12 protein-coding genes, 4 tRNA genes and 1 pseudogene are annotated in these 16783 nt (G+C 70.4%); 11 read left to right on the top strand and 6 right to left on the bottom strand.

Features of this window, described 5'->3' with window-relative positions:
• Positions 1-24: 24 nt before the first annotated feature.
• Positions 25-1593: a recombinase family protein gene (locus AB0H32_RS16655; protein WP_361120169.1), complete on the top strand. Its 1569-nt coding sequence runs from the start codon at positions 25-27 to the stop codon at positions 1591-1593.
• A gap of 537 nt (positions 1594-2130) precedes the next feature.
• On the opposite strand, the gene AB0H32_RS16650 is transcribed toward AB0H32_RS16655, so the two are convergent.
• Positions 2131-2508: a hypothetical protein gene (locus AB0H32_RS16650; RefSeq protein ID WP_361120166.1), complete on the bottom strand. Its 378-nt coding sequence runs from the start codon at positions 2506-2508 to the stop codon at positions 2131-2133.
• 304 nt (positions 2509-2812) lie between these two features.
• On the opposite strand from AB0H32_RS16650, the gene AB0H32_RS16645 reads away from it, so the two are divergent.
• The 3 genes from AB0H32_RS16645 (at position 2813) to AB0H32_RS16635 (ending at position 3260) form a co-directional block, all read left to right on the top strand.
• Positions 2813-2883, top strand: a tRNA-Trp gene (locus AB0H32_RS16645).
• Positions 2884-2938: 55 nt separating this feature from the next.
• Positions 2939-3010 (top strand) — tRNA-His (locus AB0H32_RS16640).
• A gap of 176 nt (positions 3011-3186) precedes the next feature.
• Positions 3187-3260, top strand: a tRNA-Thr gene (locus tag AB0H32_RS16635).
• Between the two features lie 44 nt (positions 3261-3304).
• Here AB0H32_RS16635 and AB0H32_RS16630 read toward each other — a convergent pair.
• Positions 3305-3523, bottom strand: a complete 219-nt coding sequence (locus AB0H32_RS16630) for a hypothetical protein (protein WP_361120163.1) — start codon at positions 3521-3523, stop codon at positions 3305-3307.
• Positions 3524-3732: 209 nt separating this feature from the next.
• Here AB0H32_RS16630 and AB0H32_RS16625 point away from each other — a divergent pair.
• The 3 genes and pseudogenes from AB0H32_RS16625 to AB0H32_RS16615 all read left to right on the top strand — a co-directional run bounded on the left by AB0H32_RS16625 (position 3733) and on the right by AB0H32_RS16615 (position 5825).
• Positions 3733-3805, top strand: a tRNA-Pro gene (locus AB0H32_RS16625).
• Positions 3806-4027: 222 nt separating this feature from the next.
• Positions 4028-5047: pseudogene (locus AB0H32_RS16620) on the top strand (thiamine pyrophosphate-dependent enzyme); the annotation flags it as partial.
• Between the two features lie 328 nt (positions 5048-5375).
• Positions 5376-5825, top strand: a complete 450-nt coding sequence (locus AB0H32_RS16615; protein WP_361120160.1) for an ATP-binding protein — start codon at positions 5376-5378, stop codon at positions 5823-5825.
• 230 nt (positions 5826-6055) lie between these two features.
• Here AB0H32_RS16615 and AB0H32_RS16610 read toward each other — a convergent pair whose 3' ends face one another.
• Positions 6056-7099 (bottom strand): DUF2637 domain-containing protein, encoded by a 1044-nt coding sequence (locus AB0H32_RS16610; protein ID WP_361120157.1) that lies wholly within the window; start codon positions 7097-7099, stop codon positions 6056-6058.
• Between the two features lie 959 nt (positions 7100-8058).
• Here AB0H32_RS16610 and AB0H32_RS16605 point away from each other — a divergent pair.
• Positions 8059-8841: a GntR family transcriptional regulator gene (locus AB0H32_RS16605; protein WP_361120154.1), complete on the top strand. Its 783-nt coding sequence runs from the start codon at positions 8059-8061 to the stop codon at positions 8839-8841.
• Between the two features lie 162 nt (positions 8842-9003).
• Here the strand turns inward: AB0H32_RS16605 and AB0H32_RS16600 are convergent, their stop codons facing one another.
• From AB0H32_RS16600 to AB0H32_RS16590, 3 genes are all read right to left on the bottom strand, one after another.
• On the bottom strand, positions 9004-9663 hold the full coding sequence (locus AB0H32_RS16600) for a tetratricopeptide repeat protein (RefSeq protein WP_361120151.1): 660 nt from the start codon (positions 9661-9663) through the stop codon (positions 9004-9006).
• 134 nt (positions 9664-9797) lie between these two features.
• A complete protein-coding gene (locus AB0H32_RS16595; RefSeq protein ID WP_361120149.1) occupies positions 9798-10565 on the bottom strand; it encodes a hypothetical protein in 768 nt (255 codons plus the stop codon).
• A 165-nt stretch (positions 10566-10730) separates the two neighbouring features.
• A complete protein-coding gene (locus AB0H32_RS16590; protein ID WP_361120146.1) occupies positions 10731-12404 on the bottom strand; it encodes a PucR family transcriptional regulator ligand-binding domain-containing protein in 1674 nt (557 codons plus the stop codon).
• 347 nt (positions 12405-12751) lie between these two features.
• Between AB0H32_RS16590 and AB0H32_RS16585 the strand changes: the two genes are divergently transcribed.
• From AB0H32_RS16585 to AB0H32_RS16575, 3 genes are read left to right on the top strand one after another with little or no spacing between them, the layout of a single operon-like run.
• Positions 12752-13645, top strand: coding sequence for an FAD binding domain-containing protein (locus AB0H32_RS16585; RefSeq protein WP_361120143.1), 894 nt, complete (start codon positions 12752-12754; stop codon positions 13643-13645).
• The gene (locus AB0H32_RS16580; RefSeq protein ID WP_361120141.1) at positions 13645-14226 is read left to right on the top strand and encodes a (2Fe-2S)-binding protein; all 582 of its coding nucleotides are present in this window, start codon (positions 13645-13647) and stop codon (positions 14224-14226) included. Before AB0H32_RS16585 ends, AB0H32_RS16580 begins: the two co-directional genes overlap by 1 nt.
• 1 nt (position 14227) lies before the next feature.
• Positions 14228-16612, top strand: coding sequence for a molybdopterin cofactor-binding domain-containing protein (locus tag AB0H32_RS16575; protein WP_361120138.1), 2385 nt, complete (start codon positions 14228-14230; stop codon positions 16610-16612).
• Positions 16613-16783: the final 171 nt, after the last annotated feature.

Below are 16783 nucleotides of genomic sequence, written 5' to 3'. Positions count from 1 at the left end.
ACCTGCGTATGTACACTACTCCCCATGCAGACACGCGTGTTGGGCGCTCGACGGCTGTCCCGGGTCAAGGACAATTCGACCTCGTTTGACCGTCAGGGGATAGCCATCGAGACCGTGACGGCCGCCATCGGCGGGCGGGTCATCGGCTGGGCTGACGACCCTGACGTCAGTGCGGCGAAGGTAGCCCCGAAGGACCGGCCCGAGCTGGGTCCGTGGTTCAGCCGACCCGAGGAATTCGATGCTATCGCGTGGTGGCGTCTCGACAGGGCAGTCCGAAGCATGCGAGATATGGCGTGGCTCGCGGGGTGGGCAAGGGACAACAGAAAGCGGCTGATCTTCGCCGAGGGCCCGGGCGGCGGGCGACTCGAACTCGACATGACGTCGCCCATGTCGGAACTCATTCTGATGATCCTCGCCTTCGCCGCTCAGATGGAAGTTCAGGCAATTCAGGAGCGGACGCAGGGGGCCTCCGAATATCTCCGCAGCGTCGGCCGATGGAAAGGCGGGCGAATTCCGTTCGGCCGAATGCCCGTGCCGCATCCGGACGAGGACGAGGGTTGGTGGCTGGGACGTCACGAGAAAACGGCCAGCATCATTGACGAGATGGTCTCCATGGTGCTGGACAACGCCGACCCGAAGTCGTACAACACGATCGCGGCATGGCTCAACGCCAAACACCCAGGTATGACGCCTGCCAATCACCGGCGTTTGGTGGCCACGCCTCCGAAAAAAACGGATCCCAACGCCCGTTGGAACCCCGGCATGGTGAGTTCCCTCCTCCGGCAACCGTCGTTGCGTGGATGGCTCACGCTGGGCAACGAGCCCGTTCGCGACGACGAGGGCGAGCCGGTGAAGCTCGGGCCGCAGCTCGTCGACGATGTCACCTGGCGTCGCCTCCAAGCCGCCATGGACGCCCGGGAGGGCACCCGTGGTGAGAACAAGAGCGACGCACACCCGCTCTTGGGCGTCGTCTTCTGCGGCTCCTGCGAGGGCAAGCTGTATCAGGGATGGATCAACCCCGGGCCGCACACGAAGACCGCGAAGCGTCAGTACCGGTGCGCAGCGAAGGCCCACGGCCGCGTGTGCGTCAAGCCCACGTACGTCACGGCCGGCCCCGTGGACGAGTACGTCGAGGAAGAGTTCCTTGCCCGCTTCGGGCGCTTCGAACTCGTCGAGGTCGTCACCATCCCCGGTGTCGACCATCGCGACGAGATCAAGGAACTAGAGGCGGACATCGACACTCTCGCCGGCCAACTCGCCAACCTCCGTGGGGCTGCAGCGGACGCCGTCGGGCGGCAGATACAAGGTCGGTCGGACAAGCTGGACCGGCTGAAGGAACAGCCCATCGTCCCGGCACGCACGGAGGAGATCCGCACGGGTGTCACGTACGGCGACGCATGGCGCGAGGCGGAGGGCGACACGCAGGTGCGCCGGAAGATGCTTCTCGACGTCGGATTTCAGGTGACCGTGGGGGAGACGTACCGCGGGGCTCGTGATGTGCGTAAGAGGCTGTCCGTCGCACTGGTGACGCCGGATCACATCGACCTGGAGGCGGACGCCCTGGAGGACGTGGCTCATCAGGAGAGCCTGTGAAGTAACGGGTTGATAACAGCTATGGAGCCCCATGGAGCCGCCTCCCGGGGCTCTTGGCGTCCTCTGCGGCGTCGCCGACCCGCGTGGCTGACGTCAGGTAGCGTCCTCATCGTCCACAGCCTCCTGTGGATAACTCCGGAGCGTAGGCGTGGTGACCCATGTTGCCAGTGAGCGTAGCCAGTTGAGCCGCACTAGGGTCCAAAGTGCCAAACTAACCACCTATTTCTACTCTCTCTAACACGCGTTAAGAGAGAACTGAAAACAGGGGTTAGTTTGGCACTTTGGACCCACCCCGGCCGGGGGGCGCTATCAAGATCGTTAACGCCTAACACTTCCCCCATTACCTAAGTAGGAGGGGGAGGACGTGCGACGCCGGCGAATGGCGCGGCTCCGCTCCCCCTCCTCGACGGCCGGCACCGCTCCCGCGCTCCCCGCTCTCTCCTCCGGGTTGACGACGCGGTTGAAGCGGTCCGGCCGTCCTAAGGTTTCGACGGGCGCAACGGCGGTTCTTGCGCCGATGGTCCTCGTACTGTGGGTTCAGTTGCAGACGTCGCTGGAGGCGTACACGGCATCGCCGGTAGTGGTGTCCACGAGAAAGGCACAGATGTAGTGGTTTGGGCCGTCGGGCCACCAGCCGGAGCCGGCACCCGCGGAGTCCCAGAGCACGCGCTGGTTGTCCATTAGAACGAACTTGCAGTAGCCGCCAACATAGGTCGGGTTGAGTTCCACCACGTCGTGCCAGCCGCCATTGACGTAGTGCAGCTCGATCTTGTGATCCGCAGTGCAGTGCGCTGTGCCGAACCAGTGGTCGCCCTCGTTGGCGGCGAAAGCGGGCGTGGGCGAAGATAGCGCGATCGCGGCACCGATGCCGAGGACGGCGACGGCGGATCTCAGGGACGTACGGCGAGACAGCATGAAGCGGATCCCTTCCGAAGTCAGTGCGGCCCGGTTGGTCGGGCGGAGACACATTCACAGCGCTCGAACCCCAACGCCAGCGACTTTTTGGACATGTGTGGACGGGTTCGAACGAGACCGCAGGTGACCCCGGGCAACACTCGGTGGGCGTCCGCCTGGCGTCGGCCGGTTCGACTCCGGCCCCTTCACTGCTGTAGCGCTGACGGACCGGGGGACCGGATCACGCAGAGGCGCACAGAGGACGCGGCTTCGGTGCTGTCACCGTGGCGCGGCGACCAACACCCGGGCCTCACGGTCCGGACGAATGGGCGTAGCTCAGTGGTAGAGCAGCGGTCTCCAAAACCGTCCACGGAGGTTCGATTCCTCCCGCCTGTGCGGTCCCGACGTGTCCCGCCCTGGAGTCCAGGGGTCTGCCGCGCTGGGATTCATGGTGGCGGTAGCTCAATGGCTAGAGCGCCCGGTTGTGGTCCGGGTGATGCGGGTTCGAATCCCGCCCGTCACACAGAGGGGCGTCCCGTGCGCGACTGCGCAGCGCGCGCCCTAACCACCGTTGGGGGGACGGCAGTCCCAGAAGCGGTGAGCAGTGCGCCGGCAGCGACGCCGCGAGGGCGCACATGCTGTCCGACGACGGGACCCGGGCAGCAACAACCCACCCCGTCCCTTGTGGGCGGGGCTATCGCCTCCGTAGCTCAGTTGGCCAGAGCACCGACCTCGTAAGTCGGGAGTCGCGCGTTCGAGTCGCGCCGGGGGCTCTCGCTAGGGGCGACCTCTCAGAGGCCGCCCCTTCAGGTGAGCACTAGTCGTTGCGCTTCAGATACTGGAGCACGACGAGGCCAATTCCCCCGACGGCGACGGTAGCTCCTCCGCCGGTCTTCAGGGCGTCGAGAGTACCGCCACCGAGCAAGCCGACAACCGTGAAGGCAAGCAGCCCGACGAGAGTCGACACCAGTGCAACGATCGCCAGATCACGGCCCGGGTGGTGGCAGTTCTGTGAGGTCGTCTGCGTGGACGCCACTTTGTTCCTCCGCTGTGTGAAGTTCGCGAGCACACTGGACACCGGCACGTCTCGGCGAGACGCCCGTCAGTCCAGGGCAGCGCGCGAGGAGCTATGGAGCCCCTCGACAGCCGGTCGGCGGCTGTAAGCGCGCTAGAACACAAACCGTCACGACACCCCCGATGGGTAGCGGAATCACACACGCTACAGGTTGGTCAACCCCTGTGCAACGGGACGTAGTTCAGCGGTCAGAGCACCCGCTTTGGGAGCGGGGAGTCGGAGGTTCGAATCCTCCCGTCCCGACAACAGCCCCGCCGCGGAGGAGAGATCCTGCGACGGGGCTGCACGACGTTACGGCCTACTTCGGCAGCTTCACCATGAACGGCCCCGCTGGGACGAGGGACCGCCCCGACGGCGCCCGCATCCGCCGCGGGAAAGGGGCGGTACGAAGCCCCGCTCACCTACGCGTCCCCACGCCCCCGGTGAGCGGGGCTTTCTTCTGCCGACGACGTGCGCAGGTATTTCCAGTACGACAACCCGTACGACGTCGGCATGAGCGGGCTGCTCGGCTACGGCGCCGCCTACGAGGCCACCCACGAGTGCGACCTGCTGATCCTGCTCGGCACCGACTTCCCGTACAACGCGTTCCTGCCGGACGACGTGCAGATCGCCCAGATCGACGTGCGGCCCGAGGTGCTCGGCCGCCGCTCCCGCCTCGACCTCGCCGTGTGGGGCGACGTCCGCGAGACGCTGCGCTGTCTGATCCCGCGGGTGCGGGAGAAGACCGACCGGCGCTTCCTCGACAAAATGCTGAAGAAACACGCCGGGGCACTGGAGGGCGTGGTCAAGGCGTACACGCGCAAGGTCGACAAGCACGTCCCGATCCACCCCGAGTACGTGGCCGCCGTCCTGGACGAAGTCGCCGACGACGAGGCCGTCTTCACGGTCGACACCGGGATGTGCAATGTGTGGGCCGCCCGCTACATCTCGCCCAACGGCCGCCGCCGGATCATCGGTTCCTTCTCGCACGGTTCGATGGCGAACGCGCTGCCCATGGCGATCGGCGCCCAGTTCACCGACCGGCGCCGGCAGGTCGTCTCCATGTCCGGCGACGGCGGATTCGCCATGCTGATGGGCGACTTCCTGACGCTGGTGCAGTACGACCTGCCGGTCAAGGTCGTGCTGTTCAACAACTCCTCCCTCGGCATGGTCGAGCTGGAGATGCTGGTGGCAGGCCTGCCCTCGTACGGCACCGCCAACACCAACCCCGACTTCGCCGCGGTCGCCCGCGCCTGCGGCGCCCACGGGGTGCGGGTGGAGAAGCCCAAGCAGCTCGCCGGGGCGCTCAAGGACGCCTTCCGGCACAAGGGCCCCGCCCTGGTGGACATCGTCACCGATCCCAACGCGCTGTCCATCCCGCCGAAGATCAGCGCGGAGATGGTCACCGGGTTCGCGCTGTCCGCCTCGAAGATCGTGCTGGACGGCGGCGTCGGCCGCATGCTCCAGATGGCCCGCTCCAATCTGCGCAACGTCCCCCGGCCCTGAAGGAGCCGACCGGAGCGATGGTTTCCGGCCACTTTCACGCCGTGTGACGGCCCGTCGGCCACCGTCGGCGGACGGCTGCACCCTGCCGGGATGGGACGCCCGTGGCGTGGTACGGCGCTCTTGGCGGGTCCGGAGGAGGCGCGGGGGTGCCACGGGGCCGAACGGACGGCCGTACGGGCGTGGCCGAACAGTCGGCCGTCGGCGGGGGGTCATGCGTGCCCACAAGAGCGTTGGGCATGGATTCCCGTGAACGTGTTCGACCAGGAGGGGCAGGTTCGGCAACATGCAGGCGGGGGTCATGAAGAGGCAGGCGCGAGGGGGCGGTCCCGTGGCCATCGGGGCCTCCTCGGCGAAGGCGGGGGAAGAGGCCGACACCATCACGGATCGGGCGCACGCGCACCGGCTCAGGCGCAAGCTGGGGCGGGCGGATCTCAGGGCGGTGCCCGAGGCACGGCGGGAGCTGCGCGAACTGCTGCGGCACTGGGGCAAGCCCGGCCGCTCGGAGATAGCCGAGCTGCTCACCAGCGAACTCGTCACCAACGCGCTCGTGCACACCGACGACGACGCCGTCCTGACCGCGGTCGTCTCGTCGCACGGACTGCGCGTGGAGGTACGGGACTTCGTGGCCCGCAGGCCGCGCCCGTGCGCACCGGACACGGGGGACGGCACTCACGGCCGGGGACTGGTCCTGGTCGAGTCCCTCGCGGACTCCTGGGGCGTACGACCGCACGGGGTGGGCAAGTCGGTGTGGTTCGAACTCGGCGCCGAGGCCGCCTGAGGCGGGCCGGAGACGGCAACGGGGCGGGGGAGAACTCCAGTCAACACCAACAAGACACCCGGGCGCACAAACCCCCCACCAGGGAGGGGGGCGCGACCGGGGGGGGGGGGTGTGGTGGTTCTGCTCCGCCCCCCGCCCCGGGGCGCGTCGAGCGCCGGAAAGGGGTGCGGGGAACTGCGCGAGCAGCCACGACGGATCCGCAGTGACGCACTGGCCTCCCCGCGGACGGGCTAGCCGAACTGCTGCTCAAGATCCTTCAGCTTGCGCTCCAGGGAGTCCAGGCGCGGCAGGGCCATCGTGTCGTCCTCGGCCGTGAGGTCGACGGTGACCGGCTCAGAACCCTTGCGAACCGGCTGAAGGGAGGGCCGAGAGCGTACGGGCAGTTGCTCCGGCGCGGATATGGCAGGCTCCGCGGTGGCCTGCGCGGGGCCGCGCTCCACGGCCTGCATCTCGACCTGTCGGGCGCCGGTGCGGCCGACGAAGCCGCGGTGGCCTCGGCTGATGGCCTTCAGCTGGGCGCGCTCCACGCGCTGCTGGTCGCGCCTGCGCTGCCGGGTCTCTTCCTTCTGCCGCCGGTCGTCGCGGACCTCCTCGACGGCCTCGTCCAGGCTGCGCACGCCCTCGAGGAGCATCAGCGACCAGGCCCGGTAGGTCTCGCGCGGAGCCCGCAGCCAGCGCACGATGCGGATCTGCGGCAGCGGACGCGGCACCAGACCCTGCTCACGCAGGGCGGCCCGGCGGGTCTGCTTCAGCGCGCGGTCGAACAGGACGGCCGCGGACAGCGACATGCCGGAGAAGAACTGCGGTGCGCCGTCGTGCCCCACGCCCCTCGGCGCGTGCACCCAGTTGAACCAGGCCGCGGCCGCGGCGAACATCCATACGAGTATCCGGGAGCCGAGGGCCGCGTCACCGTGGCTGGCCTCGCGCACCGCGAGGACGGAGCAGAACATCGCCGCACCGTCCAGGCCGAACGGCACCAGGTACTGCCATCCGCCGGTCAGCCCGAGGTTCTGCTCGCCGAAGCCGACCAGACCGTGGAAGGACAGTGCGGCCGCGACCGCCGCACAGCAGAACAGCAACACATAGGAGGCGGTGCCGTAGACGGCCTCCTTGCGCCTGCGACGCTCCTCGCTGCGCTCCCAGGAGTCGTCCGCGCTCGCGTTCTCCCCGGAGGAGCGCTTGCCGCGCGCGAGCACCGCCACCGCCGCCAGCATGCCCAGGAGCAGTACGGCGCCGGGAAGCAGCCAGTTCAGCGATATGTCGGTCAGTCTCATCAGGGGTCCCTTGCATTGGGATAGGGCGTAACGCCCGCCATAGTGGCCCACTCCCGAGGGCCCTCAGGGGGTTTCGGGGCAAGAGGTCGTCATAAATATGCAAGGGGATGCCCAGGACGACGATCTGCTCGAACTGCCGCTTGAGGGGCGGGAGTTGAGTTCGAATAAGACTACCCGTACGGATGGTTCCTCGGAAAGTTCCTGCGACGAGTGAGGAAATTGTGAATTGCGGATCCGAGGGTGGGTGACCCGATCCCGACGATCCTAGAGGACTCGGGGGCGAGTTCATGACCTGATGGACACTCAGGCGGCAGTGGCCGCCGCGGGTTTGGCGATGGAGTCGCCGTCGCGGGCGTGCGTGCGGGTGGTGCAGCGTGCGGGCAGGTGGTGCAGGCGTGCGGGCAGGTGGCGCAGGGGTCCTCGGGGCGCACCGTGCAGAAGGCGTCCTCGGGCAGCCGGAGGGCGAGCCGCCGAAGCGGAGGCGGGAGCGGAGGCGGGAGCGGAGGCGGGAGCGGAGGCGGGAGCGGAGGGGGAGCCAGGGGGGAGTCAGGGGGAGACTCCGCTCGGGCGGGACGTCCGGGCGGGCCCGGTGTCCGTGGCCGCGTAGCACCTGCGCCTCGCCCGGGGCCGGGAAGGCGCCGGGGCGGCTGCCGCTCGCCGTGAGCCCGTCGGCGGTGAGTCATCTCTCACTCGGGCCATCGGCTCCGCCGGATCGAGGGCGGTCGCGACCAGGTCCGGGTGGATGTCGCAGGGGCGGGCATACGCGGCGGTGAGCGGCGAAGCCGCAGCGGGCACGGGGAGACCGCTGATCGCCAGGAGGGCTCAGTCGTAAAGGCAAGGCTAACCTTATTCGCCCGGCGGGGAATTTGAACCGTCGCCTTGTACGCCTAAGGTGCTTGACGGACAAGTAACAACCCGCCGTTAATGACCCAAGTGCCGACCGGTCGGAGGAGGACCCCGTGAAGCAGGGCGTGCACAGCCCCGCCGGGGCACAGGGCGCCGCCCGGGTGCCCGCGCAGCAGCGTGCGCGGGACGTGGACCGGGAGCGGGACACCGCCGTGCCGGGCGCGCGGGGCGAGCACACGCACGCCGAGCAGCCGATTCCACGGCCACGAGCCGTCGTGCAGCGCTCCTCGGTGCGCGGGCAGATCCTCGACGCGCTGCGGACGGCGCTGGTGGCGGGCGAGCTGCAGCCGGGCGAGGTCTACTCGGCGCCGGTCCTCGGCGAACGCTTCGGGGTCTCGGCGACGCCGGTGCGCGAAGCCATGCAGCAGCTCGCTCTGGAGGGCGCCGTCGAGGTCGTGCCGAACCGCGGCTTCCGGGTCGTCGAGCGGGGTGCGCGGGAGCTGGCCGAGCTGGCCGAGGTGCGGGCTCTGATCGAGGTCCCGGTGATGCTGCGGCTCGCCCGCACGGTGCCCGGTGAGCGATGGGCCGAGCTGCGTCCGCTCGCGGAGGCGACGGTACGCGCGGCGTCCTCCGGCTGCGCGGCGACGTACGCGGAGTCCGACCGGGCCTTTCACCGGGCGGTGCTGTCCCTGTCGGGCAACGGGCAGCTGGTGCAGGTCGCGGAGGATCTGCACCGGCGGTCCCAGTGGCCGCCGGTGGACGGCCCGGTCCGGCACGGCCGCGCGGACCTGGTGGCGGACGCGGCGGAACACGCGGCGCTGCTGGAGGCGCTGATCGCGCGGGATCTCGACGTCGTGCGGCAGCTGGTGGGCGAGCACTTCGCCGGTGCGAGCTGAGCGGGACCTCCCGGAGGGAAGGGTGCGGTTCGCCCGCCGGCGCGGGTCCCGTGGTGGCTGCTCGCGCAGTTCCCCGCGCTCCTGCTGTGCCCAGGCCCGTGCCAGGGCGTCGCGGCCGCGACACCGGGCGCGGTTCTCAGTGAGCGGCTGTGACCGGCACCTTCACTTCGGATCCTGGGCGCCGATGAGCGTGCGGGCCTGCTCGATCCACCCCGTCACGGCTTTGGCGCCGCAGCTCTCGGCGACCGACCTGGCCTCGTCGAGGTGGTGGAACGCCGTCGACGGGTCGCCGGTCTCGGCCGCGAGGTAGGCCAGTGCCACCAGGCCGGCCGCCTCCCCGGGCCTGAAGCCGATCTCCCGGCGCAGCGTCACCGACTCGGTCAACCGCTCGCGGGCCTGGTCGAAGCGGCCTGCGTCCTTGTCGGCGAAGCCGAGATGGCGTACCGCGTAGGACATCGTCCTCCGGTCTCCGACGGATTGCGCCAGCGCGTACGACCGCTCGAAGTACGGCCTGCCGGCAGCTCCGTCCCCCTTCACCACCTGGTGCCAGCAGCCGACCCAGAACAACGCGTCCGCCTCACCCGACGTGTCGCCCAGACGCCGGTACAGTTCGGCCGCGCGCTCGAAGAGCACCAGTTCCTGGCCGTTCTCCTCGCGGTCGTCCAGGAAGCGGACGTGCAGTACCTTGCCCCGCGCCATGGAGAGCGGAGCCTCGATCCCGTCGAGCAGGTCGTCCGACCGGTCCAGTGCGGACGTGTCCCCGCCGAACATCGCCGCCTCGAACAGCTCTCCCGCACGGTCGACCCAGTCCCGCTCCTGCATGCCCTACCCCTCCCCGTCGGACGATGGCAGTGCCGAGGCTATCTCCATGCTCCGGGCGCAAGCCCGGGATTTTCCGGAGAGCGGCTCCCCAGCGATCCGTCGCCCACGAGCCGGGAGCGTCGCCGCAACGGACCCTAGGCCGTCGCTGCCCCCGCAGCAGGCGGTGTCAGCTGGCGGGCCAGCCACGTGGGCACACCCCCGAGCAGCCTGAACAGCCGCCGGGCCTCCTCCCGCAGCCGCGACGCCTCCGGCTCGGACTCCGTGTCCGCCAAGGACGCGAGCGCAGGGGCCGTACCCACCAGGTAGCCCAACTCCTCCCGGATCCGCAGTGATTCGGCGAAACCGTGCCGCGCCTCCGCCATCTCGCCGTCCCGCAGGGCGAGTCCGGCGAGATGGCGCCAGGTGAAGGACAGCAGCAGCGGGTCGGCGTGCGCGGTGGCGCCCGCGTGGGCCCGGCGGTACGCCGCGCGGGCCGCCTGCGGGGAGCGGGCGAGGTTCTCGGCCAGCAGACCCCTGCGGAAGTCCAGCAGCGCCCGTGCCGCACCCCCCGGAGGAATCAGCGCCGCCGCCCGCCCCAGCGCGGCCCGCGCCTCGTCCGCCCGGTCCCGCACGGCGTGCAGCGTGGCGGCGTAGGCGAGTTGACCGCGCTCGCAGGCGGCGGCGCCGCGCTCCTCGTCGGTGTGGGCGAGCGCCTCGGCCGTCCGCAGGGCGTCCTCGGCGTCCTCCCAGCCCCGCTCGGTGTACAGGCACCGTTCGACCAGGAGCCCCGCCCGCTGCAGCGCGGCCTTCGGGGTGTCGGGTGGCAGCAGGGCCGCCGCATCCACCCAGCAGGCCCGTGAGCGCAACCGCCATACCGCGGTCTGGAGGGGATCGTCACCGGCGGTCGTTCCGTTACCAGACATGGCGGAATGCGCCACGTTGCCCTCCCCGAGCACGCCATCGAGCTGTTGAGTGGTGGCGGCATTCCAGCACCAATGCCCGGGCCGGGCCAAGAGGGTGGGTGAAAGATTTCACAAAGTAGTGGGGCATTGGCGTGACTTGGTTTGGCCCCTCACGCCCCTGCCGGCTCAGCTCATGCGCAGCGCAAGGAAGAAGTCCAGCTTGTCTTCGAGGCGCGACAGGTCCCGTCCCGTCAACTGCTCGATGCGGCCGACCCGGTAGCGCAGCGTGTTGACGTGCAGGTGGAGCCGGGTGGCGCAGCGGGTCCAGGAGCCGTCGCAGTCCAGGAACGCCTCCAGCGTCGGGATCAGCTCGGCCCGGTGCCGGCGGTCGTAGTCCGTCAGGGGGTCCAGCAGACGCGCGGTGAAGGCGCGCCGGACATCGTCCGGGACGAACGGAAGCAGCAGGACGTGCGAGGCCAGTTCCTGATGGCCGGCCGCGCACACGCGGCCGGGACGGGCCGCCGCCACCCGGCGGGCGTGCCGGGCCTCCTCCAGCGCGCCGCGCAGCCCCTCCGCCGAGTGCACGGCCGCACTCACGCCGAGGGTGAGCCGCCCGTCGTCGTTCAGGCCCGCCGACAGGGGCTCGCGGACCGCCTGCAGGAGCGCGTCGGCCAGCAGGCCGGTCTCCGAGCCGTCGTGCTCGGCGGAGACCGCTGGCAGCGGCACCAGGGCGATCGCCTCGTCGCCGGTGTGCGCGACGGCGATGCGGTCCAACGGCTCCGGGCCGGTGGCCTGCGGATCGACCAGGACCTCCTCCAGCAGCGACTGGGCGATGGGGCCGGCCTCCCCCTCGCTGCCCTCCCACTCGACGCGGGCCACCACCACCTGCCAGTGCGGGGCCGCCCCGAGCCCGGGCAGCAGCACCGGCGCCGCCACCCTGAGGCGTGCGGCGATCTCGGCGGGAGCGGCGCCCGTCTGCACCAGCTCCAGCACCTCCTGGGCGAGCCGGCGCCGCACCGTGCGCGCCGCGTCCCGGCGGTCCCGCTCGACCGCGATCAGCTGGGTGACGCCCTGCAGCAGGTCGAGGCGCTCGTCCGGCCAGTCGCCCGCGTCCGCCTCGACGGCCAGCAGCCAGTCCGACAGGACCGTCTCGCGCACGTCCCTGGCGGCCTGCGGGGAGCGGCCGGAGGAGCGGATCGGGAAGAGGGCGTACGGGGCGCCGCCCAGCAGCACCCGGTGGGGCCCGCGGCGGCCCGTGCGGGCGGCGGTCAGGTGCTCGGCGGCGAGCTTGGCGCAGGTCTCCGGCGGCAGTGCCGGGCCCGCGACCTTCGGCCCCGCGATCAGCCGGCCGGTGGGGGAGAGCACCCAGGCGCGCAGGTCCAGGTCGGAACCGAGCAGGTCCAGGACCACGTCCGGGCCGCCGCCCGCCGGGCCCGAGGTCATCATCCTGCGGTGCCGGTCCACCACGGCCGCCAGGTCCCCGGCCCGCTCGCCGGAGACCTGCCGCACGACGTGCTCGGTGATCGTCGCGAAGGCCACCGACTCGTGCACCGCGAACAGCGGCAGCCGGTGCCGCGCGCAGGCCAGCACCAGGTCGTCCGGCACATCGCCCAACTCTGCCTCGCCGGCCGCCAGCGCCGCCACCCCGGCCTGGACCAGGATGCGCACGAAGGGTTCGGAGTCGTCCGCGTCCCGGCGCCAGGCCAGGCCCGTCAGCACCAGCTCGCCGCCGGAGAGGTAGCGGCTCGGGTCTCGCAGGTCGGTGGTCATCACGCCGCGTACCGAGCGGTCCAGCTCGTCCTCGCCGCCGAGCAGCCGCAGGCCCAGCGCATCGGTGTCCAGAAGTGCGCGAAGCCGCATCTCGTCGCCGCCGTTCTCTTGTCTCGAAACCTACGATGAATCTTGGATGGGTGACGGGGGAGGGACCCGGCGCGGGGCGCACAGGCCGTTCTCCGGGGTCGTCGGGCTGTGTCCTGCGTTTCCCGAGGAAAACGAAGAGGTTTCCGATGACCTCTGTTCATACGAATCTACAAGATGCCCACCGTGGCCAGCCAACTCCTTCATGGTTTCGGTGACTGACCCCGCCGGAGTACTGGGCGGTGTACTGAGTCCACTCCGCGTTAACAGGACATGAACGAGCCGGGCCCGCCGCACACGGATTGGCTCAATCTGTACGACCCACGAGACGAAGAAGAAGAGAGCCGGTCATGGACTTCCTTCGCCCCGCCAGCTGGGAGGAGGCGCTCGCCGCGAAGGCCGAGCACCCCACCGCTGTGCCGATTGCGGGTGGCACCGATGTGATGGTCGAGATCAACTTCGACCACCGCCGGCCCGAGTACCTGCTCGACCTGAACCGCATCGGCGACCTCGCCGAGTGGGAGGTCGGCGAGGACACCGTACGGCTGGGTGCCTCCGTCCCGTACACCAGGATCATGCAGAATCTCCGTGCCGAGCTGCCGGGCCTCGCGCTCGCCTCGCACACGGTCGCCTCCCCGCAGATCCGCAACCGCGGCGGCGTCGGCGGCAACCTCGGCACGGCCTCGCCCGCCGGTGACGCCCACCCCGCCCTCCTGGCGGCCGGCGCCCGGGTCGAGGCGGAATCGGCGGCCCGCGGCACCCGTCTGATCCCGATCGACGAGTTCTACACCGGCGTCAAGCGCAACGCGCTCCAGCCCGACGAGCTGATCCGCGCGGTGCACATCGAGAAGGCGGACGGCCCGCAGCAGTACTCCAAGGTCGGCACCCGCAACGCCATGGTCATCGCGGTGTGCGCCTTCGGCCTCGCCCTGCACCCCGAGACCCGCACCGTCCGGACCGGCATCGGCTCCGCCGCCCCGACGCCCGTGCGGGCCAAGACGGCCGAGGACTTCCTGAACGCGGCCCTGGAGGAGGGCGGGTTCTGGGACAACGGCAAGATCATCACCCCGTCGGTCGCCAAGCAGTTCGCGGACCTGTGCTCCGCCGCCTGCAACCCGATCGACGACGTCCGGGGCACCGCGAGCTACCGCCGCCACGCGGTCGGGGTCATGGCCCGCCGGACGCTCACCTGGACCTGGGAGTCGTACCGCGGCGCCCGCCGCGCCTCGGAGGGAGCTGCGTAATGCGCGTCAACTTCACTGTCAACGGACGTCCGCAGGAAGCAGACGACGTCTGGGAGGGCGAGTCCCTGCTGTACGTCCTGCGCGAGCGCCTCGGCCTGCCCGGCTCCAAGAACGCCTGCGAGCAGGGCGAGTGCGGCTCCTGCACGGTCCGCCTGGACGGCGTTCCGGTCTGTTCCTGCCTGGTCGCGGCCGGCCAGGTCGAGGGCCGCGAGGTCGTCACCGTCGAGGGCCTCGCGGACTTCGCCAAGCAGCGCGCCGAGGGCGGCTGCGCGACCGGCGCCTGCGGCACCCCGCTCGACGCGGCCAAGGCATGGCAGGCCAAGGGCACCGACTCGCAGACCGGCGAGGGCACGGAGCTGTCCCCGATCCAGCAGGCGTTCATCGACGCCGGCGCCGTCCAGTGCGGCTTCTGCACCCCGGGTCTGCTGGTCGCCGCCGACGAGATGCTGGAGAACAACCCGAACCCGACCGACGCGGACATCCGCGAGGCGCTGTCGGGCAACCTGTGCCGCTGCACGGGCTACGAGAAGATCATGGACGCGGTCCGCCTGGCGGCCGCACGCCAGTCCGAGGGGGTCTGACATGCCGGCCAACGGCGCTCCTACGAAGATCACGCAGGGTTCGCAGACCAAGGGCGGCATCGGCGAGTCCACGCTCCGCCCGGACGGCACCCTCAAGGTCACCGGCGAGTTCGCGTACTCGTCCGACATGTGGCACGAGGACATGCTCTGGGGCCAGATCCTGCGCTCCACCGTCGCGCACGCCGAGATCGTCTCGATCGACACCGGCGAGGCCCTGGCCACGCCCGGCGTCTACGCGGTCCTGACCTACGACGACCTGCCCACCGAGGTGAAGAACTACGGCCTGGAGATCCAGGACACCCCGGTCCTCGCCCACGGCAAGGTGCGCCACCACGGCGAGCCGGTCGCGATCGTCGCCGCCGATCACCCGGAGACGGCCCGCCGCGCCGCCGCCAAGATCAAGGTCGAGTACAAGGAACTCCCGGTCATCACCGACGAGGCCTCCGCGACCGCCCCGGACGCGATCCTCATCCACGAGGGCCGCGACGACCACCACATCGGCCACGTCCCGCACCCGAACATCGTCCACCGCCAGCCGATCGTCCGCGGCGACGTGGAGGCGGCCCGTGCGCGGGCGGACGTGATCGTCGAGGGCGAGTACACCTTCGGCATGCAGGACCAGGCCTTCCTCGGCCCCGAGTCCGGCCTCGCCGTGCCCGAGGAGGACGGCGGCGTCCACCTCTACATCGCCACCCAGTGGCTCCACTCCGACCTGCGCCAGATCGCCCCCGTCCTCGGCCTGCCCGAGGACAAGGTGCGGATGACGCTGTCCGGTGTCGGCGGCGCGTTCGGCGGCCGCGAGGACCTGTCGATGCAGATCCACGCCTGCCTGCTGGCGCTGCGCACCGGCAAGCCCGTCAAGATCGTCTACAACCGGTTCGAGTCCTTCTTCGGGCACGTCCACCGCCACCCGGCCAAGCTCCACTACGAGCACGGCGCCACCAAGGACGGCAAGCTCACGCACCTGAAGTGCAGGATCGTCCTGGACGGCGGCGCCTACGCGTCCGCCTCCCCGGCGGTCGTCGGCAACGCGTCCTCGCTGGCGGTCGGCCCGTACGTCGTCGACGACGTCGACATCGAGGCCATCGCCCTCTACACCAACAACCCGCCCTGCGGCGCCATGCGCGGCTTCGGCGCGGTCCAGGCGTGCTTCGCCTACGAGGCACAGATGGACAAGCTGGCGAAGAAGCTGGGCATGGACCCGGTGGAGTTCCGGCAGCTGAACGCCATGGAGCAGGGGACCATCATGCCGACCGGGCAGCCGGTCGACTCCCCGGCCCCGGTCGCCGAACTGCTGCGCCGCATCAAGGCGATGCCGATGCCGCCCGAGCGCCAGTGGGAGTCCAGCGAGGGCGCCGACGTACGGCAGCTGCCCGGCGGTCTGTCCAACACCACGCACGGCGAGGGCGTCGTACGCGGTGTCGGCTACGCGGTCGGCATCAAGAACGTCGGCTTCTCCGAGGGCTTCGACGACTACTCCACCGCCAAGGTGCGCATGGAGGTCGTCGGCGGCGAGGCGGTGGCCACCGTGCACACCGCGATGGCGGAGGTCGGCCAGGGCGGTGTCACCGTCCACGCGCAGATCGCCCGGACCGAGCTGGGCGTCACCCAGGTGACCATCCACCCGGCCGACACCCAGGTGGGCAGTGCCGGTTCGACCTCGGCCTCCCGGCAGACGTACGTCACCGGCGGCGCCGTGAAGCACACCTGCGAACTCGTCCGCGAGAAGGTCCTGGAGGTCGGGCGCCGCAAGTTCGGCACCTACCACCCCGCGTGGGCCACCGCCGAACTCCTGCTGGAGGGCGGCAAGGTCGTCACCGACGGCGGCGAGGTCCTCGGCGACCTGGCCGACGTCCTGGAGGGCGAGACCGTCGAGATCGAGGCGGAGTGGCGGCACCGGCCGACCGAGGCCTTCGACCTGCACACCGGCCAGGGCAACGGACACGTCCAGTACTCCTTCGCCGCCCACCGCGCGGTCGTCGAGGTCGACACCGAACTCGGCCTGGTCAAGGTCATCGAGCTGGCCTGTGCCCAGGACGTCGGCAAGGCGCTCAACCCGCTCTCCGTCGTCGGCCAGATCCAGGGCGGTACGACCCAGGGCCTGGGCGTGGCGGTGATGGAGGAGATCATCGTCGACCCGAAGACCGCGAAGGTCAGGAACCCCTCCTTCACGGACTACCTCATCCCGACCATCCTCGACACGCCGACCATCCCGGTCGACGTCCTGGAACTCGCCGACGACCACGCCCCGTACGGGTTGCGCGGCATCGGTGAAGCCCCGACCCTGTCGTCCACCCCGGCCGTCCTCGCGGCGATCCGGAATGCGACCGGGCTGGAGCTCAACCGCACTCCGGTGCGGCCCGAGCACCTGACGGGGACCGTGTAACACCCCAGCTCTCCGGGCGGCGCAGGGAACGTCACACACTCCGCCGCGCCGCCCGGAGGAACCCCCTTTGAGTTCCGCACCGCTCGCGGTCCTTGAAGCACCAGGAAATTCGTTCGTCTCGGGCCGTCCCCCGGGTCGTCCATTCCCAAATCCCGTGACCGTCAGGGCGGT

This window comes from Streptomyces sp. NPDC020362 (assembly GCF_040642095.1).
GTDB lineage: Bacteria > Actinomycetota > Actinomycetes > Streptomycetales > Streptomycetaceae > Streptomyces.
This window is presented reverse-complemented; position numbering and strand designations above follow the sequence as displayed.